Source organism: Bacillus sp. JJ1609 (genome assembly GCF_036967045.1).
Classification (GTDB): domain Bacteria; phylum Bacillota; class Bacilli; order Bacillales; family Cytobacillaceae; genus Mesobacillus.
Map to the genome: position 1 here is coordinate 1 of NZ_JBALSS010000046.1, position 22,153 is coordinate 22,153.

Genomic DNA, 22,153 nt, shown 5'->3' on the forward strand with positions numbered 1-22,153 from the left:
TGGAACGGAAATCAACAGACCTGTTTAACTACCAACCAAAGATAAAAAAACTGTAGACAAGCTCGCTTTAATCGAGTTTGTCTACAGTCTGAAATCCCCCTGCTGTAACATGGGATTTAAACAGTTTAAAATAAAGCTTTCGCCACTTTCTTAGACATCCTTTTCATTTTCCTTCCAGACATCATATTGTTGTTGGAAGCATAATTATAGGCTGCCATACCAGCGCCAAATGCAATAACGGAGGTTAACATTTTATTCATGTGTCTCACCTCTTCAGTTTATTTTATATGCCATATTGACGTTGATCTTCATCAAATAAGTCGTCAAGGGAGCTTAATGTTCCATCTTCCTCAACTTGGTGGGTATGGATCAGGCCTTTGGATAGAGACAGTTCAATAAAGCAATTCCAGCAATAGTATTGGTTTATACCAATTTTGCCGATATCCTTGCTTTTGCAATTGGGACAACTTAACATACAGGGACACCTCATCTCGATTTGACAGTGACGATGATGGCATCCTTTCCGATTGCAGGCGGACCAATGGACTTGACCACACGCTTTCCATTCGTAATATCCGAAAAAAAGCCATCCGTTAATTCGTACCCTACAATCGTTCCCAATTCTTCCATGAAATATACGTCTTCCAAAAGCCCTAACTGTTCTCCTTCCTTAGAAAGAAGCTTTTTCCCAGCAAGGCTTTGGTGGTGTTCAAATGTATATTCAGGCTCTGTCTCCATTGGTTCCAATGCTGACTGATCGTTAATCATGACCCCATCACAGCCAAAAGAAGCAACATTGCCAACCTTGACTTGACACGTTTTCTTAATGAACGCACCCTTTTTAACAAGTAAGCCTACTACGCTTCCATTGCTCGAAATGCTCACATCACAAACTTCGCCCAGTTTTTGACCACTTGCCAATTCATACACAGGAAGGCCCTTTAATAGTGAAAATGTCCGCAAAAGTGTGTCCCGCCTTTCCGAACATTTTTAGTTTCCGCTCTCTTCCCGGAATTCATAAGGTGTAACGTTTTCCATTGAGGCTAGGCTGTGTAATCTGTTTTATATGTTTGTGCAGCAATATTCTTTTTCTGGTCTCTTTTTCATACATCTTTAAGCGATTTTAACCACCATAGAAAAACCCGCTTTAAAAAGCGGGTTCACCATATATATATCAATTCACGCTCTCCTCCATGAAATCATATGGAGTGACGTTTTCCATGCCAATCATCGGGTCTGTGGTCCGGATTAATTCTAAGTAATTGACTCCGTCCTCTTCCTTGACGTGATCAATCTTGCGCTGCTTATCAACCTTCGTTTCAACAGATGAATCATAAGATAAGGCAATGTCCTCCGCCTTTTTCCCTCCACCTATCTCAGGAAGCATTTCAACCAGCTTTTCGACTAGTGTTGTATTCCGCTCTGTATCTTCACCGCGTTCAATTCCCATTTTCAAGGCATCCTCTTCGCCTACCAGGATCAGGAATTGTTTGCTTCTCGTAATCGCAGTATAAATAAGATTCCGGCGCAGCATCCGGTAGTAGCTTTTTACGACAGGAAGAACGACAATCGGAAATTCACTTCCCTGCGATTTATGGACTGAACAGCAATATGCATGAGTAATTTGTGATAAGTCTGGCCTGTTATAGGTTACTTCAATGCCATCAAATGAGACAATTAGCTGGTCTTGTTTTTCGGTATTTTCCTTTGCATAGAAAATCGCGACTACTTCTCCCATATCGCCATTGAATACATTTGCCTCAGGCTGGTTCACAAGCTGCAAAACCTTGTCGCCAATCCGGTATTTTATATCTCCAAAAGCCAGCTCTTTCCGCATACCATCAGGATTAGGGTTGAACAACTCCTGCAAAAGCTCATTCAAGCGGTCAATTCCCGCAGGTCCTCGGTACATCGGAGCAAGGACCTGGATATTCCGCGGTGAATACCCCTTCTTTTTTGCGTTAGCAACCACCTTTTCGACAACCTGTGGAATCTGGTTCGTGGTGCATTTGATAAAAGAACGATCAGGCTTTTGTACGGATATATCAACAGGAGATTTTCCCTTTTTAATTTGGTGCGCAAGGTCGATGATGGATGATCCTTCCGCCTGACGGTAAATATCCGTCAATCGGACCGTTGGAACCCTTCCGGAATCGAGTAAATCCTTGAGCACCTGACCCGGTCCTACAGAAGGAAGCTGATCTTCATCGCCTACCACAATAACTTGAATATGGTCTGGCAATGACTTGAATAATTGATGTGCAAGCCAGATATCAACCATTGAAGTTTCATCAATAATCAGAAGCTTCCCCTCCAGAGGCTGGTCCTCGTTATGTTCAAACCCTGATGCTCCATTCCAGCGAAGCAGCCGGTGAATCGTAACAGCTGGAAGCCCAGTTGATTCGGTCATCCGCTTTGCAGCGCGGCCTGTAGGAGCGGCAAGCAGGAATGGGTAGGGTTCTTCTTTTTTATAATCCTTAGGATCCAGTGAACAGCCATGTAATTCGGCATACAACTCGACAATCCCTTTTATAACAGTGGTCTTCCCCGTTCCGGGTCCCCCTGTCAAGATCATCATCGGGGACATCAGGGCTGTCTGGATCGCTTCCTTTTGACTTGGCCCGTATTGGACGCCCAGACGTTCCTCCAGATTACCAAGGGCAAGCAGAAACTCCGATTCAGGAAACTGGTTTTCATATTCTGTCTGTTCAAGAATTCTTTTAATATTTTTAACAAGCCCTTTTTCTGAAAAATAAAGGGATGGCAAATAGATTTTTTGTTCTTCTGCCATAAGCTTGCCTTCTTCGCCAAGTTGGATTAATTCTTTGGAGATATCAGTGAATTCAATCTCAAAATTTTGATTGTCTTCTAATAGTTTTTTTACATCAACCAACAGAGACTCCGCGTCCATAAAAACATGCCCGCCTTGCATGCTCGAGCTTTCAAGAGTATACAGGCAGGCCGCCTTTATACGGTCTGGATGATTGCCGGTCAACCCAAGCTGGCTCCCTAGCTCATCCGCCCTCCCAAAGCCGATGCCTTCAATGTCCTCGACGAGTTTATATGGATTGTTCTGGATCACTTCGATTGCCTGCTCTTTATATACCTGATAGATTTTCATCGAGAGCTGCGGACCAAAGCCATATTGATTCAGTGCGACCATTACCTGTTCAAGCCCCTGATGCTCCATCAGGGTATCGTATAGGTCTTTTGCCTTTTCCGGTGCAAGCTTTGGGATCTGGTCAAGCACTGAAGGGTTCTCAACAATTCGGGTTATCGCCTTTTCCCCAAGTGTTTCCACGATTTTTTCGGCTGTCTTTTTACCGATGCCCTTAAAAAGGTCGCTCGATAAATAACTAACGATGCCCTGTTTTGATTGCGGCAAATCCTTTCGAAAATGAGTAGCCTGAAATTGTGTCCCAAATTTCGGATGCTCTTTCACTTCACCAAAAAATATGTAGGTTTCCTGCTCGTGAACACGGGGGAAATAACCGGTAATGACCGCTTCCTTATCCTCATACTGTTCATTCGTTTCCTCGACCCTGATCCTTAGTACTGTGTAAAGGTTTTGTTCGTTATGAAAAATAGTGACAAGATGCTTGCCCTTCATGAACTTTCCCTGCTCTGAAAACAAATCAAGCGAGTCTTGCTTTTCCAATGGATTTTCCCCCTTTCTGCAGATTCACGTGGATTATTGGAGATCCTGTCCCTCAATCAGCTTTTTGCCGTGACCAGCCAACAAGTGATCAGGCTGAACTTCTAAAGCGCGATTGAACATTTCCAGCGCCTTTTCGCCATCTTCCTTAAAACCATAAGCAACGCCTAGATTATAAAGTGCATCGGCATGCTGTGGGTCTAGCTGTACTGCCTTCCCCAGGCTTGTGATCGCTTCGTCAATAAAACCTTCTCGAGCGAGGCATAATCCATATTGAAAATGAGCTTCTGCGTCATCTTCAAGAAGCTCCGTGCTTCTCTGTAAATAAGCAAGAGCAATCCTGCTGTTGCCCATCTGTGCAAGGCTCATTCCAAGCATGAAATAGTTGTCCCCAGTTTCGAGACCTTTTTTCATTGCCTGCTCAAACATATTTTTGGCTTCCTCGAAATTTTGCGCATCATAATAAACGCCGCCTTTGCTGTAATAGGCCGCTGTGGCATTCTCATCAAGGTTGATTGCCTTATTGTAAAAATTCAAAGCTCTATCGGTGTCACCGACTGCAGTCAGTACATTCCCGAAATTTATGTATGCTACAGGGTCAGCTGGCTTAGCTTCAATTGCTTCCATGAAAGCCTGAGCCGCTTCCTCCCATTTGCCTTCCTTCATAAATTGAATTCCTGCCTGGTTTTTATCCATTTTTACCACTCCAATCTCCATGCAAGTATACCATAAACCTGCGCAATTTTAGTTAGACTATCATCATGCAAGAATCCCCGGCGATGCTAACCCGCCGGGGATGAATTCAAGATTATTATCCGACATAAGTCAATTTACTGCCATCTTTGAAAATCTTGTCAATCGTTCCGCCTCCGAGACATTCTTCGCCGTCATAAAATACGACTGCCTGCCCAGGAGTCACAGCCCTGATTGGTTCTTTAAAGAACACTTTTGCTGTACCATCGTCCTGAAGTTCAACAGTTACTGCATTGTCAGGCTGGCGGTACCGGAACTTGGCTGTACATTCAAAGGTCTTTTGCTTTGGCTTGTCTGAAACGAAGCTGATATTGACTGCCGTGATGCTGTCTGAATAGAGCAGCTCATTATGGAAGCCTTGCTCGACAAGCAGAACATTGCGTTCTAGATCCTTGCCAACGACAAACCAAGGTTCACCTGATCCGCCGATTCCAAGACCCTGGCGCTGGCCAATCGTGTAATACATTAGACCGTCATGCTTTCCTTTTACCTCACCGCTCATCGTTTCCATGTTCCCTGGCTGGGCTGGAAGGTAATTGCCAAGGAATTCTTTGAAATTTCTTTCGCCGATAAAGCAGATGCCTGTACTGTCTTTCTTTGTAGCAGTCGCAAGACCTGCTTCTACTGCCAATTCCCTGACCCGCTTTTTCTCCAGGTTCCCGATTGGAAAAAGAACTCTTTCCAGCTGGCTCTGGTCGAGCTGGTTCAAGAAATAAGTCTGGTCCTTATTTTCATCAAGACCGCGAAGCATCTTCCGTTCACCATCGCGGTCTTCCACACGTGCATAATGTCCAGTTGCTAGATAATCTGCACCTAGATTAAGCGCATGCTCAAGGAATGCCTTGAATTTGATTTCCTTGTTGCACATAACATCAGGATTTGGCGTCCTGCCCGCTCTATATTCATCGAGGAAATAAGTGAAAACCTTATCCCAATATTGTTTTTCAAAATTAACCGCATAATAAGGAATGCCAATTTGATTGCAGACACGGATTACATCCTCATAATCCTCTGTTGCCGTACAAACGCCATTTTCATCAGTATCATCCCAGTTTTTCATGAAAATACCAATGACGTCATATCCCTGCTCCTTTAAAAGGAGCGCAGCCACAGAGGAGTCAACACCTCCTGACATACCAACCACCACTCTTGTATCCTTCGGTGATTTTTCCATTATGCTTCCCCCCTTTTCTTCCAAAACTATTTTCCCTGACTGCTACCTATTTTTCGTTAGCCTCTGAACAATTTTAGCTGTTTCTTCTGCAGCTTTTTCAACCTGAGCTTTCGTATTATTTAAACCGAAACTGAAACGGATCGAATTGGTTAAACGGTCAGATTCCTTTCCGAACATCGCAACGAGCACATGTGATGGGTCTATCGAACCAGCCGTACATGCAGAGCCGCTTGATGCAGCTATACCAGCGAGATCAAGATTGACTAGCATCGCCTCAACGTTTGTTCCAGGAAAGCTTAAGTTTAAAATATGCGGCAGTGAATTTTCAAGTAATCCGTTCTGCTGGAAAGAGATTCCGTCCGTTTCAAGTTTTTCAATGAATACATTCCTGAACTCATTATAAGCTGTACGTTTGCTTTCAAGTTCTTTTATAGATAGCTCAACTGCCTTACGGAAGCCCGCTATCGCTGCGACGTTCTCAGTCCCTGCTCGCCGCTTCCGCTCCTGTTCACCGCCGAACAGCTGACGAGCCAGCTTAATTCCATCACGGATATATAGAAAACCCATTCCCTTTGGTCCATTGATTTTATGGGCCGAAACGGATAGGAGGTCTACCTGCAAATCATCAACCCTCAGTTTTTCAATCCCGAACGCCTGTACAGCATCTGTGTGGAAAACTGCCTGGTGTCCCGACAGCAGTTCGCCAATTTCACGAATTGGCTGGATTGCGCCAACCTCATTGTTTCCATGCATGATGGTAACGAGGATGGTGTCTTCCCTTAAAGCCTGGGCGACTGCCTGCTCCGACACTTGGCCATTCTCATCCACAGGAAGATAGGTCACCTCAAAACCACGCTTCTCCAGTTCTTCACAGCTGTGCAAAACCGCATGGTGCTCAATCTTGCTCGTAATAATATGTTTACCTTTTGTACGATTGTTTTCCGCATAACCGATAATCGCCAGGTTATCTGCTTCCGTTCCACCGCTTGTGAAAATGATGTTATTTGCTTTCGTCCCAATGCTGTTTGCAAGTACATGCCTAGTATCATCCAGGATTTTACGCGCTTCACGGCCGAAATGATGAATGCTTGATGGATTTCCAAATTCAGCTTCCATCACCTTTACCATTGCGGCTAAGACTTCAGGATGGATCGGTGTAGTTGCAGCATGATCCAAATATATTCTTTCCAAAATAATACCCTCTCTTCAGAAGATTTTCACTGTCGAATACTAAATATAAAACATATAAGCGTCCGATTCGCCAAAGTTGTCTGTATGGTTTGCCAGGTCCTCGATTGTAGTGTTATCAAGCACATCCTTAACCGCATCCCTGATCCGAGTCCATAGCTCACGCTTCGCAGGTTCCTCGTCCTCGATTCCCTCTACAATGCTAATCGGGCCTTCCAAAACACGGATAATGTCACCAGCAGAAATTTTGGAGGGCAAGTCCCCCAGGATGTACCCGCCATATGCACCGCGAATACTTTTTACTAGCCCAGCATTCCTGAGCGGAGCGACCAATTGTTCTAAATAGTGCTCTGATAAATCATTAGTATGCGCAATTGACTTTAGGGAAATAGGGCCTTCCCCATATTTCTTGGCAAGCTCAATCATAATCGTAAGTCCATACCGGCCCTTAGTAGAAATTTTCATAAAAGCACCTCTATTTCATTGTTCTGAAAGGCTATTTTTTAAACAGGTATTACAGATTATATATTTATGCCCCATGCGGCATTTATAATTAAATTTTAACAAAATCCTCAGTTAATAGGTAGGCTTTTGACATTATAGCACAAATTGCATGTACAATGCGCAAGTGTGCCGTTCGTGTTATTGTATAGATACGAATATACGTTTTATTGGAGCGATGGATATGAATCTAAAACCTCTCGCTTTCAGGATGAGACCTCGGACGATCGAAGAGGTGATTGGCCAGTCTCATCTGGTAGCTGAAGGAAAAATTATAAATAGAATGGTCAAGGCAAAGCAGTTGTCCTCAATGATTTTATACGGCCCACCCGGCATAGGGAAAACTTCGATTGCCAGCGCAATTGCCGGCAGTACGAATTTTGCGTTCAGGACACTTAATGCTGTAACGAATAATAAAAAGGATATGGAAGTCGTTGCTGCAGAGGCAAAGATGTCAGGCAAGGTCATATTGCTGCTGGATGAAGTACATCGCTTGGATAAAGCGAAACAGGACTTCCTGCTTCCGTACCTTGAAAATGGGATGATTGTTTTGATCGGGGCAACGACAAGCAACCCTTATCATGCAATCAATCCAGCAATCCGGAGTCGATGCCAGATTTTCGAGCTTAAGCCACTCGAGCCAAATGATATAAAAGAAGCTTTAAAAAGAGCGATTTCAGATGTAGAAAGAGGCCTTGGAAACTTAAATATCTCGATAACAGACGAAGCGCTTACACATTTCGCTACCGCTTCTGGCGGTGATGTGCGAAGTTCTTTGAACGCCCTTGAGCTTGCTGTACTGTCTACTGAACCGGGTGAAAACGGAGTAATCAATATAAATGAAGAAACAGCCGAAGAGTGTATGCAGAAGAAAAGCCTCGCTCATGATAAAGATGGCGACGCCCATTATGATGTGCTTTCGGGTTTCCAGAAATCGATCCGAGGCAGTGACGTTAATGCGGCTCTTCACTATCTTGGAAGATTGATTGAAGCTGGTGACCTTGTGAGCATAAACAGGCGACTTTTGGTCATTGCCTTTGAGGATATTGGACTTGCCAGCCCTCAGGCTGGACAAAGAACCCTGGCGGCAATCGAAGCTGCGGAAAGAGTAGGTTTCCCCGAGGCAAGAATCCCACTGGCAAATGCGGTGATAGAATTGTGCCTATCGCCCAAATCAAATTCTGCGATTGTTGCGATTGACTCAGCACTAGCGGACATCCGCTCCGGCATCAGCGGCGAAGTACCTGACCATTTACGAGATGCCCATTATAAGGGAGCAAAGGACCTGGGCAGAGGCGTAGACTATCTTTATCCTCACGATTATGAGGGCGGATGGGTTAAGCAGCAGTATCTGCCTGACAGAATCAAAAACAAGGTATATTACAAGCCAAAGAAGACAGGTAAATTTGAACAGGCACTGGCAATGATCTATGAAAAAATCACTGGTAAAAAATAAGCGGATTGGCTGCAGTGGCCCATCCGCTTAAAACTTTCGTCAATTATAATCTTGAACTTTTTTCGAGTTACAGAGCAATTTTTTCACACCCATGTAACTCTTATAAAACCTTAATCATTCACTCGTTTAATCTCTACATCTTTTAACATCTCTCTCACAACATGGCTAGCCATGATCAGCCCTGCTACCGAAGGTACAAAAGCATTCGAAGATGGAGGCATCTTTGCTTTCCGTATTTCCGCATTGTCGTTGCCTACCTCTTTACGTACGTCCTCTCTGATTACAATTGGGCTTTCATCAGAAAAAACCACTGGTATTCCCTTTTTGATACCTTCTTTTCTTAGGCGTGTACGAATCACCTTTGCAAGAGGGTCAGTATGGGTCTTGAAAATATCCGCAATCTTAAAACGGGTAGGATCCATCTTATTTGCAGCACCCATACTTGAAATCATTGGAATTCCGCGATTCAAACATTCCTTAATGAGGTGAATCTTATAAGAAATCGTATCTGAAGCGTCGACGACAAAATCAAGACCATAGCTGAAAAATTGTTCATACGTCTCTTCCGTGTAGAACATCTTTAAATCAATTACCTCACATTCAGGATTGATATCTTTAATCCTGTCACGCATCACTTCAACCTTTGGTTTGCCGACTGTTGAAAGCAAGGCGATAAGCTGCCTGTTTACATTGGTAATGTCTACATCGTCCTTGTCAACCAGTACCAGGCGGCCAACTCCTGATCTTGCTAGTGCTTCAGCTGCGAATGAGCCTACACCGCCGATTCCCAATACCGCCACTGTACTATTTTTCATTATATCAATGCCTTCTTTACCGATGGCTAATTCATTTCTAGAAAATTGATGAAGCATTCAAACTCACTCCAAACATGATTTAATTAATGTTAATATCTATACCCGTTTTTGAATATAACATACTCTACTTTAATTTCAAGTATTTTTATAGGAATTAGAGTATTTATGTTCTTTCTGCATGATAAAAAAATCCTATAAAAAAAACCATGCAATTCGCATGGTTTTCACTTGAGTTATGTAGGAAGAGTCCCAATCGTGCCGTCGTGTTGGTTGCCTTCGTCTTGAACCCGCTCTCAGCAGGTGGGTGCCCTGTTCCGGATTTCTGTAAGTCCTCTAGCCAGAGGCATTTACGCGGCCCGAAAACGCGGACTCCCGAAGGAAAAATGTTAGGTCAAAACTTCAGGTTATACAACGAACACATCAGGACTCTTCATCTGTTGTTAGTATAATAACACAGCCTTGAATCAAGTTCAAGGAATTGAACAATGGATATTATTGGTCTTTTTTAATATTCAATGCTAGGTGAAGATCATCCAGCTGTGCAGTGCTTACTTCACCAGGAGCATCTGTAAGAAGGTCGCTTGCACTTGCTGTTTTCGGGAACGCGATTGTATCGCGAAGGTTCGTTCTGCCTGCAAGGAGCATAACCATTCGATCAAGGCCAAGGGCAATTCCGCCATGTGGTGGAGTTCCATATTCGAATGCTTCAAGCAGGAAGCCGAACTGTTCAATAGCCTGTTCCTTGGTGAAGCCAAGTACAGAGAACATTTTTTCCTGGATGTCACGTTCAAAAATCCTTAACGAACCGCCGCCTAATTCATAGCCATTCAACACTAGGTCATATGCTTGTGCTTTTACATTAGAAGGGTCACTGTCAAGCAAAGGAAGATCCTCGCGCACCGGCATCGTGAATGGATGGTGGGCAGCGAAATAACGGTCTGCTTCCTCATCAAACTCCAATAACGGCCAGTCTGTAATCCAAAGGAAGTTAAACTTGCTTTGGTCAATAAGGTCAAGCTCTTTCCCTAGCTTTAAGCGCAATGCACCAAGTGCGTCAGCAACTACACTCTTCTTATCTGCAACGAACAGAAGAAGGTCGCCTGCCTCGACCTCAAGCTTAGCTTTAAGTGCCTCTTGGTCTTCCTCGGCAAAGAATTTAGAGATAGGACCTTTAAGACCATCCTCCTCAGCCTTAAGCCATGCAAGGCCTTTTGCTCCATAAACAGCTGCAAATTCTGTAAGTGCATCTATGTCTTTTCGAGAATAGCTGGCAGCTGCTCCTTTTACATTAATCGCCTTAACCTGGCCCCCGTTTGTTACTGCTGAAGCAAATACCTTGAATCCAGAGTCTTTTACAGTCTCAGAAAGATCGACCAGTTCCATTCCGAAGCGGGTGTCTGGCTTGTCAGAACCGAATCTGTCCATTGCTTCATCAAAGCTCATGCGCGGGAATTGTGCTGGAAGATCGATACCTTTAACATCCTTCATGACCTTCTGCATCATTTTCTCTGCCAACGCAAGGATATCCTCTTGGCTCATGAAGCTAGTTTCAATATCAATCTGAGTGAACTCAGGCTGGCGGTCAGCACGCAAATCCTCGTCACGGAAGCAGCGTGCAATCTGGTAGTACCGTTCAAACCCGCCAACCATCATGAGCTGTTTGAAAAGCTGCGGAGATTGAGGAAGTGCATAGAATTCACCAGGATGGACACGGCTTGGAACTAAATAGTCTCTTGCTCCCTCTGGAGTGCTCTTTGTTAAGATTGGCGTCTCAACATCAAGGAAACCTTCTCCATCCAGGAAATCGCGGATCGCTTTCGTTACCTGATGCCTCATTTTAAAAGTTTCGAACATCACCGGGCGACGAAGGTCCAAATAGCGGTACTTCAAACGCACATCCTCTGAAACATCCGTTTTGTCGGCAATGATAAATGGAGTTGTTTTCGCTTCGTTGATGATCGTCAGGTCTTCTGCCTGGACCTCAATTTTACCTGTTTTAAGGTTTTCATTAATCGTTCCTTCGCCGCGTGCAATGACAGTTCCTTTCACGTCGAGGACATATTCAGTACGGACTTTCTCTGCAAGGGCAAGTGCCTCAGGTGAGACATCCGGATTAAAAACGATTTGGACAATACCCGTTCTGTCACGCAGGTCAATGAAAATAAGTCCGCCCAAATCACGACGCTTTTGTACCCAACCCTTTAATGTAACTTTTTCACCAATTGCTTGTTCTGTTACTTCGCCACAAAAATATGTTCTACCAAACATTTAAACTCCCCCTCTATTTGCAAATCTCCCTGAATTTTTCGACAAAACCTTCAAGCGGCAGTTCGATTTGTTCTCCATCTGCCATGGACTTTAGGTTTATTTTATTTTCTTTTAATTCATCTTCACCCAAAACAGCTACATATTTGGCATTCAAACGATCAGCTGCCTTGAATTGCGCTTTGATTTTACGATCGAGATAGTCTCGTTCTGCTGAGAATCCAGCGGCTCTCAATTTATGGAGCAGCCCGACAGTATAATCTTTCGCCGAATCTCCAAGGGAGACAAGGTAACAATCAATCTCTTCTTTTACTGGAAGCTCCACACCTTCAGCATCCAGAGCGGCAAGTAACCTTTCAATACTTAAAGCAAATCCGATACCCGGTGTCTCTGGTCCGCCAATTTCTTCGACCAGGCCGTTATACCTTCCGCCGCCGCAAAGGGTAGTGATTGCTCCGAAACCTTCCGCATTGCTCATGATTTCGAACGCAGTGTGATTATAGTAATCCAGTCCTCGAACCAGGTTCGCGTCCACTTCGAACTCAATTCCCAAATCAGTCAAGTACTGCGTAACCTTTGAAAAATATTGTGCTGAATCATCGGTTAAATAATCAATAATGGATGGAGCTGATTTCATCAGTTCATGATCACGATCTGCTTTGCAATCCAGAATTCGCATTGGATTTTTTTCCAGGCGATTTTGGCAATCGCTGCAAAACTCCCCAATCCGGGGTTTAAAATGGTTTACAAGTGCCTCACGGTGAGCCTGTCGGCTTTCTTTGTCACCGAGGCTGTTTACGACCAATTTAAGTTTCTTCAAACCTAGCTCCTGGTAGATGGACATAGCCAGCGAAATTACTTCAGCATCAATCGCTGGATCCGCACTGCCCATGGCTTCGACGCCAAATTGGACAAATTGGCGGAAACGTCCGGCCTGTGGCCGTTCATATCTGAACATCGGTCCCATGTAATAAAGCTTTACTGGCTGATTTGCGTGTCCAAACATTTTGTTTTCCACAAATGAGCGGACAGCCGCAGCAGTTCCTTCAGGGCGGAGCGTCAGGCTCCTGTCCCCTCTGTCAGTAAATGTGTACATTTCTTTCTGGACAATATCTGTTGTATCCCCTACGCTGCGCTTGAATAATTCTGTATGTTCAAAAATCGGTGTACGGATTTCCTTGTATTGATATCTTTCGCAAAGCTCTCTTGCCTTCGCTTCGATTAGCTGCCATTTTTCAGCCTGGCCTGGCAAAATGTCCTGTGTTCCCCGTGGGATATTAATTTGATTTGCCACAGTGCATCCTCCTTCTTAATTCAATCTAGTTATGTAATATTGCAAAACTAACCTGTTTAAAGAAATACAAAAAAGCCCCCAATCCCTTGTAATAATAACAAGGGACGAGAGCTTTGATTCCCGTGGTGCCACCCTAATTGAAGGCGCCTGAACGCACTTCCTCTTTAACAGTTAACGCCTGAGTACGTCCTCTCCTACTAATGGCACGTATGCCAGGTTCAGAAAAGATCCTTCGGAGTGTTCATTCACAAAGTCATCATGCAGAAATGCTTTCAGCCTAGGCATTCCCTCTCTTACCATGTGTTTCTAAGCTACTGTGCTCCATCAACGGTATTATTTCGCTATGATATTTTATTTATATTATATTACGGAGTCCATTTTCGATTGTCAAGGACTTATCACGAACGTTCCAGCTGTTTTTTTAATTTTCTTACGTCACGGAGAGAAAGCCCGAACTCAGATGCTAATTCCACAACATGAGAGCTTTGTTCCTTCTGAATAAAATCATGAAAATCGACGCCAAATAATTGATTTTCTCCGAATGAGGCCATCCCTTTCTCACTAAATCGCATGTAATCACCTTCCATCTTTTATTCCTAACTATTCTTCCCACCCTTTTAAAAATTTTTCATGTTTTTTATATAAAGTTAATTTTTGTCCCTTAAATCCGATATAAGGAAAAAGACCTCGTGATTTTGCCGGTAAATTCCGGTAAAATATTTTTAAAGATATATAAAGGGAGGGAGAGCATTGCCCAAAAGTAAAATGGTTCCTGTCATCCTTTGCCTTATGCTCATTTTCGGGAGCCTGCCAGCATTAGAAACAGTAAAAGCGGACAATGAAAGGCTGACAATTACCGCTACAAGCTTGAATGTCAGACAAGGTCCTGGCTTAAGCTACCCGGTTGCAGGATCGGTGAAAAAGGGAGAAAAGTATTCGATCGTTAAGCAGGAAGGCGATTGGATCCAGATTAGTCTGGGCCGCAGTAAAAAGGGATGGGTTGCAGAATGGTTTACTGCAATGGAATCCAATGTGCTGCCTGCTGTTACGCAAAGCCCAACTGGCACGACTGGCAGCGTAACCGCCAACGGGCTGAGAGTCAGAAAAGGTCCTGGGACCGAATTTCAGATTATTGGGTCTTTGAATAGTGGACAAGCCGTAGAAATAATGAATTCCAACGATAAATGGACCGAAGTGCGCACCTCATCAATTCAGGGCTGGGTAGCAAAGGAATTTATCATCACTATTAAAGATAGTAAAGAAACTGGTACTCCAGCAAACAATGAAAAAGCAAAAACCAAAGGCGTAGTTACTGCGGACTCTTTGAATGTCCGTGAAAAGCCTTCGACTAATGCGAAAACAATAGGATCTTTGAAGCGAGGCGCAGAGGTTTCCATATTTTCTCAGTCGAATGGCTGGGCTGAAATTACATATTCGGAAAAAAAAGCTTGGGTAAGCGACCAATTTCTTAAGGTGAACCAAAACACATCATCCGATAAAAAGCAGCCATCTTCACCTGCAAGCCAATATTCAGGCACTGTAACAGCCTCACAATTGTACGTGCGGGACAGCAATGCTCTTGATGGTAAAGTAATTGGTACTATCACACAGGGACAAAGCTTTCAAATCATTGAGGAAGTGAATAACTGGGTAAAAATCGAATACAAGGCAGGCGAAACTGGATGGGCAGCAGGATGGTTTTTCCAGAAGACGAAGAACGGACCAGTCATTACTCCTAATCAGCCTGTAAAGAATAGCAGAGTTAATATCCTGCACGATGGCACCAACATCCGTAAAGGAGCAAGCACTGGCAGCTCGGTCATTTCCCGTGCGAACCAGGGAGATTCATTCGAAGTAATTAGCGCCAAGAATGATTGGTATGAAATTTCACTATCCAATGGGTTAACTGGCTTTGTGGCAGGCTGGATTGTTTCCATTCAGGGCAACTCAGGACAAATAGAAAAACCTGGCGCAGAGATGCATACGAAAAATAGGACAATCGTAATCGACCCTGGTCATGGAGGCAGAGATAATGGAACAACAGGTGTAAGAGGAACGCTGGAAAAATCGCTGACTTTAAAAACAGCACAGCTTGTATATGACAAGCTTAAAGCTTCAGGAACGAATGTTATCATGACCAGGAATAATGATTCCTACATATCACTCGGTTCCCGAGTCAGCACAGCACATTACCAAAATGCCGACGCGTTTATCAGCCTTCATTTTGACAGCACCAATGACCGCAGTGTAAGAGGAATGACCACCTATTACTACAATTCAATCCAAAAGCCTTTAGGTGAACAAATCCATTCATCGGTGATCAGCAAGACGATGCTTAAGGATCGCGGCACTCGCTTTGGCGACTACCATGTCATCAGAGAGAACAGACAAAAAGCTATACTTGTGGAATTAGGGTATCTGAGCAATCCAGCAGAAGAAATGCTAGTTAATACCTCACAATACCAGCAAGCAGTTGCGAATGGCATCTTTGATGGACTGGCGCGCTATTTTAAAAATAACAATTAATTGTTTTTAATTACTCAATAGATCAAAAAGAAGGGATCCCACAATGATAGCGGGATCCCTTCTCTCTTGTTCTTATTTACTGTCAATGATTAATGTTACCGGGCCATCATTGGTTAGCTGAACGTCCATCATCGCACCAAAAACACCAGTCTCAACCCTGATCCCTTTTTCTTTCAGGAATCGATTGAAGGCTTCATAAATGGAAAGTGCATGGTCCGGTTTTGCTGCATCCATGAAGTTAGGTCGACGGCCTTTACGGCAATCACCGTACAAGGTGAACTGTGAAACGGAAAGAATCTCTCCTCCTACATCAAGGAGTGAAAGATTCATTTTCCCGGCTACATCTTCAAAAACTCTCAAATTAGCAACCTTCTCTGCAAGAAATGCTGCATCTTCTTCCTTGTCTTCATGCGTCACGCCGACAAGGACAACAAACCCTTTTACAATGGAGCCAGTCACTTCATCCGTCACTGTTACCTTAGCTTCTTTGCTACGCTGTACAACTAAACGCATGTTGACTCTCCTTAACTCATCATCCTTCTGACAGCATAAACGTCAGGGATTTGTTTAATCCGGTCTACTACCTTCTGTAAATGGTTTACATTATGGATTGCGATGGACATATTAATTGTCGCCACTTTGTTCCGATCAGATTTCCCGGAAACGGCCGTAATGTTCGTCTTGGTTTCATTAACTGCCTGCAGAACTTCGTTAAGAAGTCCTCTGCGGTCATATCCGCTGATTTCGATATCAACATTGTATTCTTTCCGGTCGTTCAGGGCTGTTTCCCATTCTACTGGAATCAGTCTTGCCTGCGCATCCTCTGTATGGATATTTGTGCAATCAGAGCGGTGTACAGAAACACCTCTGCCCTTCGTGATAAATCCTACAATCTCATCCCCAGGAACAGGATTGCAGCATCGGGATAGGCGTATGAGCAAGTTATCAATGCCAGAAACTCTTACACCTGATTCCCTTTTCTTTACAGGAGAAAATGCCTTAAGTTCTGAAACAGCGTTCGCAATATCCTTTTCCTGCTCAAGATCACGCTTCTTGCGGAGCTTCTCAGTAAGCCTGTTCGCTACCTGCAATGCAGTGATTCCGTTATAGCCGATAGACGCGAACAGGTCTTCTTCGTTTGTGAAATTAAATTTCTCTGAAACCTTCTTAAGGCTGTCAGAGGTAAGGATTTCCTTGACATCGAAATCCATATTGCGAATCTCTTTTTCCAATAGCTCCCGGCCTTTTTCAACATTTTCATCCTTTTGCTGCTTCTTGAAGAATTGACGGATTTTGTTTTTTGCCTGGGATGTCTGGGCAAGCTTCAGCCAGTCCTTGCTCGGTCCATATGAATGTTTAGAAGTGAGAATTTCAATAATATCGCCAGTCTTCAGCTGGTAATCTAGCGTGACCATTTTGCCATTTACCTTTGCGCCGATTGTTTTATTCCCGATTTCCGAGTGGATCCGGTATGCAAAATCAATTGGAACCGACCCTGCAGGTAATTCAATGACATCGCCCTTAGGAGTAAAAATAAACACCATATCAGAGAATAGGTCGATTTTAAGAGATTCCATGAATTCTTCTGCATTGGCAGTGTCGTTCTGGAACTCAAGGATTTCCCTGAACCATGAAAGCTTGGTCTCAAAATTAGCGCCTTCAACTGGTTTTCCTTCTTTGTATGCCCAGTGTGCCGCCACCCCAAATTCAGCAATTCTGTGCATTTCATCTGTTCTGATCTGGACTTCAAGTGGATCTCCCTTTGGCCCGATGACAGTTGTATGCAGTGATTGATACATATTTGGTTTTGGCATAGCGATATAATCTTTAAAACGGCCAGGCATCGGCTTCCAGCAGGTGTGAATAATTCCAAGGATTGCATAGCAGTCCTTGATACTGTCAACAACAATCCTCACAGCCAATAAGTCATAAATCTCATTGAACTGCTTGTTTTGCAGTACCATTTTTCGATAGATACTATAAATATGTTTTGGCCTTCCCGAAATTTCAGCCTTAATTGAAACCTCATGAAGCCTATCTTTGACTTCTAAAATGACTTCTTCCAAATACTGTTCACGTTCCGCACGCTTCTTCTTCATCAGATTGACAATCCGATAGTACTGCTGCGGATTTAAATAGCGCAATGCAGTATCTTCAAGTTCCCATTTGATTTTTGAAATACCCAGCCTGTGTGCAAGCGGTGCGAATATTTCAAGAGTCTCATTGGAGATCCTTCGCTGCTTTTCAAGCGGCAAATGCTTTAAAGTCCTCATATTATGAAGACGGTCAGAAAGCTTAATCAGGATGACACGGATATCTTGTGCCATCGCCACGAACATCTTCCGGTGGTTTTCCGCCTGCTGTTCTTCATGCGACTTGTATTTAATTTTACCCAGCTTCGTAACACCATCAACAAGCATTGCCACTTCATCATTGAACGCGTCTCTTATATCATCAAGGGTAACCTCTGTATCTTCAACGACATCGTGAAGAAAACCAGCCGCAACCGTTGCTGGATCCATTTCCAGATCAGCTAGGATTCCCGCTACCTGGATTGGGTGGATGATATACGGTTCCCCGGATTTTCTAAATTGGTCATGATGAGCCTGTCTGGCGAACTCATATGCTTTCTTTACCAATTTAACGTGCTCATCATTCAAGTATGATTTTGTACAGTCAATGACTTGTTCTGCGGTCATTACCTGGTCATTCGCCATAGGATCACCTAATTTTTATTTCATTATATTAACCCGTATTTCTTCATACGGGATCTAGAGAAAAATCGACTAATATTTTAAAAAAACCATTAATATAAATAATGATTCTTATAAAGGATTGTTACTATTATCAAAGAAAAAATCAAAGATGTAAAGAGAAAGGAAGATATTTTACAACAGAAAATAAAAAAAATGTCGAAAGTTATTATAATTTGATGAATATCATTCATTTTTCAACAAGTGCTAAAAATCAACATTGACCTTTTAACACAGCCTTTACTTTAGTCTTGATAAAAGACCTATTTCATTCTCAACGTATTTTTGTATGTAAAAAATAAGGTAAAACCTACTTAAAAATGACAAAAGGGCACTTCGAAGTGAAGCACCCATTCTCATTAATATTGCATTAAGGTTAAAATATCATATCCATTCAATTTTTCGCGTCCATCAAGGTAAGTCAACTCAATCAAGAACGCGATTCCTGCTACGACTCCGCCAAGTTCTTCTACTAGTTTAATCGTTGCATCAATTGTTCCGCCTGTTGCAAGCAAATCATCTGTAATCAATACTCTTTGTCCTGGTTTGATTGCATCCCTGTGAATTGTCAATACATCTCTGCCGTATTCTAGGCCGTAATTAACTTTCACAGTTTCACGAGGAAGTTTGCCTTCCTTGCGCACTGGAGCGAAACCTACTCCAAGTGAGTAAGCTACCGGGCATCCAATGATAAAACCGCGAGCTTCAGGTCCTACTACAAGATCAATTTGCCTTTCACGTGCATAAGCCACGATCTGGTCGGTTGCATATCTATATGCCTCGCCATTGTCCATTAAAGTTGTAATATCTTTAAATTTAATGCCTGGCTTTGGCCAATCGGGAACGATTGTGATGAATTGTTTCAAATCCATTGAATAATTGCCTCCTCATTTTTCACCGACTCTTGAATGAATTGGTCAAACCAACCCTTCAATTGCTCGTAGGATGAATAGAGCAACTCATTTTCAAGAGTAAATGCTTGCACCTTATGCTGATATGTTTTGGATTCAGTTAAATCCCTTTTAGGGACATCTTTTTCAAGCGAAATAAACCCATTGTTTATTTTAACAAAATCTAGTTCAAAAAACACCTGTGACATGAATTCAATTGTTTCTTTTGTCCATCCGCGATGCTTTGCCAGCTCACCGCCATACCGTTTCAGGTCGAATGGGCTTTTCTTGGAAAGAAAAGCATAGAACCACTTGAAGTGCTCCCTTGTTGGCATGGTAGTGAAAAACTCACTATTTTCTTTATAAAAGTGGACATAGATTCTTCCTGGATTTTTTCCCGATAATAATTTTACCAGAAGCTCCTTAGATGGAGGAAGATCCAGCAGCACGACATAAGATAAATCGAATTCCAGCTGTTCTGCCTCTTCCCCAGAAGAAATCAACAACAGGGAATCTCCCAAAATAGCAGAAAATTTATCCTTTAATTCAGGATTAAAAAGAACCCATTTAATCTTATCACCTGAAATCATTTCAGGGAGTTTCTCAATTCTTTTAAGTCCTCTGAAATCGAATAGCTGCCACGTCTTTACTGCAACATCCCTAAGAAAAAGCTGAGGCTTTTTGATATTATTCCACTCATTGATTGACAATTCTCCGATGACCGACAATTTTGAGCTTGGTGAGATGTGGTCATGAAGGTGTCCGAAGCCAAAACCGATGCTGTCTATTGTCTTACCAGTATCCTCAAGGGAAAGCTTCAAATGTGACTGGTCCGAACCAATTCTCCTTAAGGTGGATATATTCGCCTCTTCAATGAGCACCTTCGGCTTTGGATTGCTGACGCCATATGGTGACAACAGTCCCAGCTCGTTAATCGTGGCAATATTTATCTCATTGATGCTAATTTTAGCATCAATATGGGATACAGGGATGAGGTCTTCGTCTTTTAGCTGATCCTTTGCCAGCCCATTAAGCCTATCCCTCAGTTCATCCACATTATTAAGATCCAATGTCATTCCGGCTGCCATAGGATGGCCTCCAAAATGCGGCAGGATGTCTCTGCAAGTAGATAGATTTTTAAACAGGTCAAACCCCGCTATGCTTCTAGCTGACCCTTTTGCCTGCCCTTTATCTTTGTCAAAGCTCAGGACAATCGCAGGGCGGTAATATTTTTCTACTAGCTTTGATGCCACAATACCTATAACACCCGCATTCCAGCCCTCTTTACCGATAACAAGAACAGAGTTATCCTTCACTGGGTAATAGGTTTCAACTTCATTGATGGCTTCCTGGGCGATTTCGGCGACCAAATTCTGCCGCTCTTTGTTTAAGGAATCAATCTCTTCAGCAAGCATCATAGCTTCTTCAGAATCTGATGTCATCATTAACTGTACTGCAGGATCTGCACTGCCTAACCGTCCAGCAGCATTCACCCTTGGCCCGATTAAAAAACCAATCGTTTCTTCATCTATTGCAGATTTCTCTGTTTTGGCAAGCTTTAATAAGGCATGCAAACCAGGAGTCTGGCTAGTTTTCATTTGCGCGATACCGCTTAAGGCGATGAGCCTGTTTTCACCGAGCAAAGGGACAAGATCAGCAATTGTTCCAATCGCAGCAAATTCAAGCAAATGCTCAGGCAGCCTTCCCAGCAGGGCATGGGCCACCTTTAGCGCTACCCCGACACCAGCTAAATCCTTGAACGGGTAGACACTATCCTCAAGCTTAGGGTGGATGATCGCAAAGGCATTCGGGAGAACAGGTCCTGGTTCATGGTGATCCGTTATAATTAGATCTATGCCAATGTCCTTGGCTACCTGAGCTTCATGAAGTGCAGAAATACCTGTATCGACTGTTATGATCAGTCCAATTCCTCTTTCAGCTGCTATTTTAAAGGCATTTTCGTTAGGTCCGTAGCCCTCTGTGAACCGGTTTGGTATGTAGTAATCGGCATTAGCTCCTAATTCATTCAGTGCTTTCATCATCACCGTTGTACTGCTCACACCGTCTGCATCGTAATCACCAAATACTAAAATTGGCTCCTGTATTTCTACTGCTTTGTTGATTCTGGCTACTGCCTTGTCCATATCTTTTAATAGAAACGGATCGTGGAAATTGCTTTTTTGTCCAAATAAAAAATACCGGGCATCTTCCACGGTATCAAGTCCGCGATTGACAAGCAGAGAAGCAGTCAGATGGGTAATATTGAGGTCTTTTGCGAGTGACTCTGTTTTTAACTGGTCAGATTGCTTTACAATCCACCTTGATTTTGGCTTTAACATACGTTCACCTCTCAGCTTTTTTATTATACAAAAGCCTTGTCCTTGTTTCAATGACAATGAATGCTAAGAATGGTGAACTATTTTTATTTAGGCTATGTTAACGTTGGCTGTTGATTTCCGCTTCAAGCACTCGCTTTCCGCTCCAATCAACAAGTGATAGAAATCAAAATTAACCAAATTAAAAAATGACAGCTGAAATAGCTGCCATTCCGTTTTTCACTCAATGAATATCCTCAATGCCATGCAATGGTTCTTCCTGAGTTATATAATTTTCCTTTAGCTGCTCTTCTAAGGCCTGGTTTTGCTTCTTTAACGTTTTGACCTCACGCTGAAGGACAAACATCCTGAAGAGTCCGACTGACCCGACGATGATGCCTCCCATTAGCACTGAGCCCAATATAACGAGGATCAGCGGCCATTTTGCTTCACCAAATAAATAGTTAACTGTTACTGGTTCTACATTGATGACGGCAAAAACGGCCACAATCAGTGCGAAGGCAATACCCAGCAGCAGTGTCCATTGAAATTTCATTCTCATCAACCC

The 22,153-nt window shown here is 43.1% G+C and carries 19 protein-coding genes, 1 other RNA gene and 1 other annotated feature; of the genes, 2 read left to right on the plus strand and 18 right to left on the minus strand.

Going from position 1 to position 22,153, the window contains the following annotated elements; all coding sequences use genetic code 11:
- Positions 1-125: 125 nt before the first annotated feature.
- The 8 genes from V7654_RS22895 to cymR form a co-directional block, all read right to left on the minus strand.
- The gene (locus V7654_RS22895; protein ID WP_335433171.1) at positions 126-260 is read right to left on the minus strand and encodes a YrzQ family protein; all 135 of its coding nucleotides are present in this window, start codon (positions 258-260) and stop codon (positions 126-128) included.
- Positions 261-283: 23 nt separating this feature from the next.
- Positions 284-475, minus strand: a complete 192-nt coding sequence (locus V7654_RS22900; protein WP_335433172.1) for a hypothetical protein — start codon at positions 473-475, stop codon at positions 284-286.
- A gap of 11 nt (positions 476-486) precedes the next feature.
- Positions 487-963, minus strand: coding sequence for a PRC-barrel domain-containing protein (locus V7654_RS22905; protein WP_335433174.1), 477 nt, complete (start codon positions 961-963; stop codon positions 487-489).
- A 211-nt stretch (positions 964-1,174) separates the two neighbouring features.
- On the minus strand, positions 1,175-3,658 hold the full coding sequence (recD2, locus tag V7654_RS22910; RefSeq protein ID WP_335433175.1) for an SF1B family DNA helicase RecD2: 2,484 nt from the start codon (positions 3,656-3,658) through the stop codon (positions 1,175-1,177).
- Between the two features lie 33 nt (positions 3,659-3,691).
- Positions 3,692-4,351: a tetratricopeptide repeat protein gene (locus V7654_RS22915; RefSeq protein ID WP_335433176.1), complete on the minus strand. Its 660-nt coding sequence runs from the start codon at positions 4,349-4,351 to the stop codon at positions 3,692-3,694.
- Between the two features lie 115 nt (positions 4,352-4,466).
- Entirely contained in the window at positions 4,467-5,582 is a 1,116-nt protein-coding gene (gene mnmA / locus V7654_RS22920; protein WP_335433177.1) for a tRNA 2-thiouridine(34) synthase MnmA, read from the minus strand.
- Positions 5,583-5,624: 42 nt separating this feature from the next.
- Positions 5,625-6,773: a cysteine desulfurase family protein gene (locus V7654_RS22925; protein ID WP_335433178.1), complete on the minus strand. Its 1,149-nt coding sequence runs from the start codon at positions 6,771-6,773 to the stop codon at positions 5,625-5,627.
- 39 nt (positions 6,774-6,812) lie between these two features.
- Positions 6,813-7,235: a cysteine metabolism transcriptional regulator CymR gene (gene cymR / locus V7654_RS22930; RefSeq protein WP_207500116.1), complete on the minus strand. Its 423-nt coding sequence runs from the start codon at positions 7,233-7,235 to the stop codon at positions 6,813-6,815.
- A gap of 220 nt (positions 7,236-7,455) precedes the next feature.
- Here cymR and V7654_RS22935 point away from each other — a divergent pair, with 220 nt between their 5' ends.
- The gene (locus tag V7654_RS22935; RefSeq protein WP_335433181.1) at positions 7,456-8,727 is read left to right on the plus strand and encodes a replication-associated recombination protein A; all 1,272 of its coding nucleotides are present in this window, start codon (positions 7,456-7,458) and stop codon (positions 8,725-8,727) included.
- Between the two features lie 110 nt (positions 8,728-8,837).
- On the opposite strand, the gene V7654_RS22940 is transcribed toward V7654_RS22935, so the two are convergent.
- From V7654_RS22940 to V7654_RS22960, 5 genes are all read right to left on the minus strand, one after another.
- The gene (locus V7654_RS22940; protein WP_335433183.1) at positions 8,838-9,599 is read right to left on the minus strand and encodes a tRNA threonylcarbamoyladenosine dehydratase; all 762 of its coding nucleotides are present in this window, start codon (positions 9,597-9,599) and stop codon (positions 8,838-8,840) included.
- A gap of 185 nt (positions 9,600-9,784) precedes the next feature.
- Positions 9,785-9,972: non-coding RNA, 6S RNA (gene ssrS, locus V7654_RS22945), on the minus strand.
- Between the two features lie 62 nt (positions 9,973-10,034).
- The gene (gene aspS, locus V7654_RS22950; RefSeq protein WP_335433184.1) at positions 10,035-11,810 is read right to left on the minus strand and encodes an aspartate--tRNA ligase; all 1,776 of its coding nucleotides are present in this window, start codon (positions 11,808-11,810) and stop codon (positions 10,035-10,037) included.
- Positions 11,811-11,823: 13 nt separating this feature from the next.
- Positions 11,824-13,101 (minus strand): histidine--tRNA ligase, encoded by a 1,278-nt coding sequence (gene hisS / locus V7654_RS22955; RefSeq protein ID WP_335433186.1) that lies wholly within the window; start codon positions 13,099-13,101, stop codon positions 11,824-11,826.
- Positions 13,102-13,198: 97 nt separating this feature from the next.
- Positions 13,199-13,438, minus strand: a binding site (T-box leader).
- A 61-nt stretch (positions 13,439-13,499) separates the two neighbouring features.
- On the minus strand, positions 13,500-13,652 hold the full coding sequence (locus V7654_RS22960) for a hypothetical protein (protein WP_335433216.1): 153 nt from the start codon (positions 13,650-13,652) through the stop codon (positions 13,500-13,502).
- Between the two features lie 199 nt (positions 13,653-13,851).
- Here V7654_RS22960 and V7654_RS22965 point away from each other — a divergent pair, with 199 nt between their 5' ends.
- Positions 13,852-15,627, plus strand: coding sequence for an SH3 domain-containing protein (locus V7654_RS22965; protein ID WP_335433188.1), 1,776 nt, complete (start codon positions 13,852-13,854; stop codon positions 15,625-15,627).
- A gap of 72 nt (positions 15,628-15,699) precedes the next feature.
- Here V7654_RS22965 and dtd read toward each other — a convergent pair whose 3' ends face one another.
- The 5 genes from dtd to V7654_RS22990 form a co-directional block, all read right to left on the minus strand.
- On the minus strand, positions 15,700-16,140 hold the full coding sequence (gene dtd, locus V7654_RS22970) for a D-aminoacyl-tRNA deacylase (protein ID WP_335433189.1): 441 nt from the start codon (positions 16,138-16,140) through the stop codon (positions 15,700-15,702).
- A gap of 11 nt (positions 16,141-16,151) precedes the next feature.
- A complete protein-coding gene (locus V7654_RS22975; protein ID WP_335433190.1) occupies positions 16,152-18,344 on the minus strand; it encodes a RelA/SpoT family protein in 2,193 nt (730 codons plus the stop codon).
- A 395-nt stretch (positions 18,345-18,739) separates the two neighbouring features.
- Positions 18,740-19,252: an adenine phosphoribosyltransferase gene (locus tag V7654_RS22980; protein WP_335433191.1), complete on the minus strand. Its 513-nt coding sequence runs from the start codon at positions 19,250-19,252 to the stop codon at positions 18,740-18,742.
- Positions 19,243-21,609, minus strand: a complete 2,367-nt coding sequence (gene recJ / locus V7654_RS22985; protein WP_335433192.1) for a single-stranded-DNA-specific exonuclease RecJ — start codon at positions 21,607-21,609, stop codon at positions 19,243-19,245. The genes V7654_RS22980 and recJ overlap by 10 nt, the downstream gene beginning before the upstream one ends.
- 220 nt (positions 21,610-21,829) lie before the next feature.
- The gene (locus V7654_RS22990; protein ID WP_335433193.1) at positions 21,830-22,141 is read right to left on the minus strand and encodes a LapA family protein; all 312 of its coding nucleotides are present in this window, start codon (positions 22,139-22,141) and stop codon (positions 21,830-21,832) included.
- Positions 22,142-22,153: the final 12 nt, after the last annotated feature.

Bases quoted from the DNA above. Each gene is read 5' to 3' on its own strand.
- V7654_RS22895 (WP_335433171.1), bottom strand. From the start codon at position 260: ATGAATAAAATGTTAACCTCCGTTATTGCATTTGGCGCTGGTATGGCA.
- V7654_RS22900 (WP_335433172.1), bottom strand. From the start codon at position 475: ATGTTAAGTTGTCCCAATTGCAAAAGCAAGGATATCGGCAAAATTGGT.
- V7654_RS22915 (WP_335433176.1), bottom strand. From the start codon at position 4,351: ATGGATAAAAACCAGGCAGGAATTCAATTTATGAAGGAAGGCAAATGG.
- mnmA (WP_335433177.1), bottom strand. From the start codon at position 5,582: ATGGAAAAATCACCGAAGGATACAAGAGTGGTGGTTGGTATGTCAGGA.
- cymR (WP_207500116.1), bottom strand. From the start codon at position 7,235: ATGAAAATTTCTACTAAGGGCCGGTATGGACTTACGATTATGATTGAG.
- V7654_RS22935 (WP_335433181.1), top strand. From the start codon at position 7,456: ATGAATCTAAAACCTCTCGCTTTCAGGATGAGACCTCGGACGATCGAA.
- V7654_RS22940 (WP_335433183.1), bottom strand. From the start codon at position 9,599: ATGCTTCATCAATTTTCTAGAAATGAATTAGCCATCGGTAAAGAAGGC.
- aspS (WP_335433184.1), bottom strand. From the start codon at position 11,810: ATGTTTGGTAGAACATATTTTTGTGGCGAAGTAACAGAACAAGCAATT.
- V7654_RS22960 (WP_335433216.1), bottom strand. From the start codon at position 13,652: ATGGCCTCATTCGGAGAAAATCAATTATTTGGCGTCGATTTTCATGAT.
- dtd (WP_335433189.1), bottom strand. From the start codon at position 16,140: ATGCGTTTAGTTGTACAGCGTAGCAAAGAAGCTAAGGTAACAGTGACG.
- V7654_RS22975 (WP_335433190.1), bottom strand. From the start codon at position 18,344: ATGGCGAATGACCAGGTAATGACCGCAGAACAAGTCATTGACTGTACA.
- V7654_RS22980 (WP_335433191.1), bottom strand. From the start codon at position 19,252: ATGGATTTGAAACAATTCATCACAATCGTTCCCGATTGGCCAAAGCCA.
- recJ (WP_335433192.1), bottom strand. From the start codon at position 21,609: ATGTTAAAGCCAAAATCAAGGTGGATTGTAAAGCAATCTGACCAGTTA.
- V7654_RS22990 (WP_335433193.1), bottom strand. From the start codon at position 22,141: ATGAAATTTCAATGGACACTGCTGCTGGGTATTGCCTTCGCACTGATT.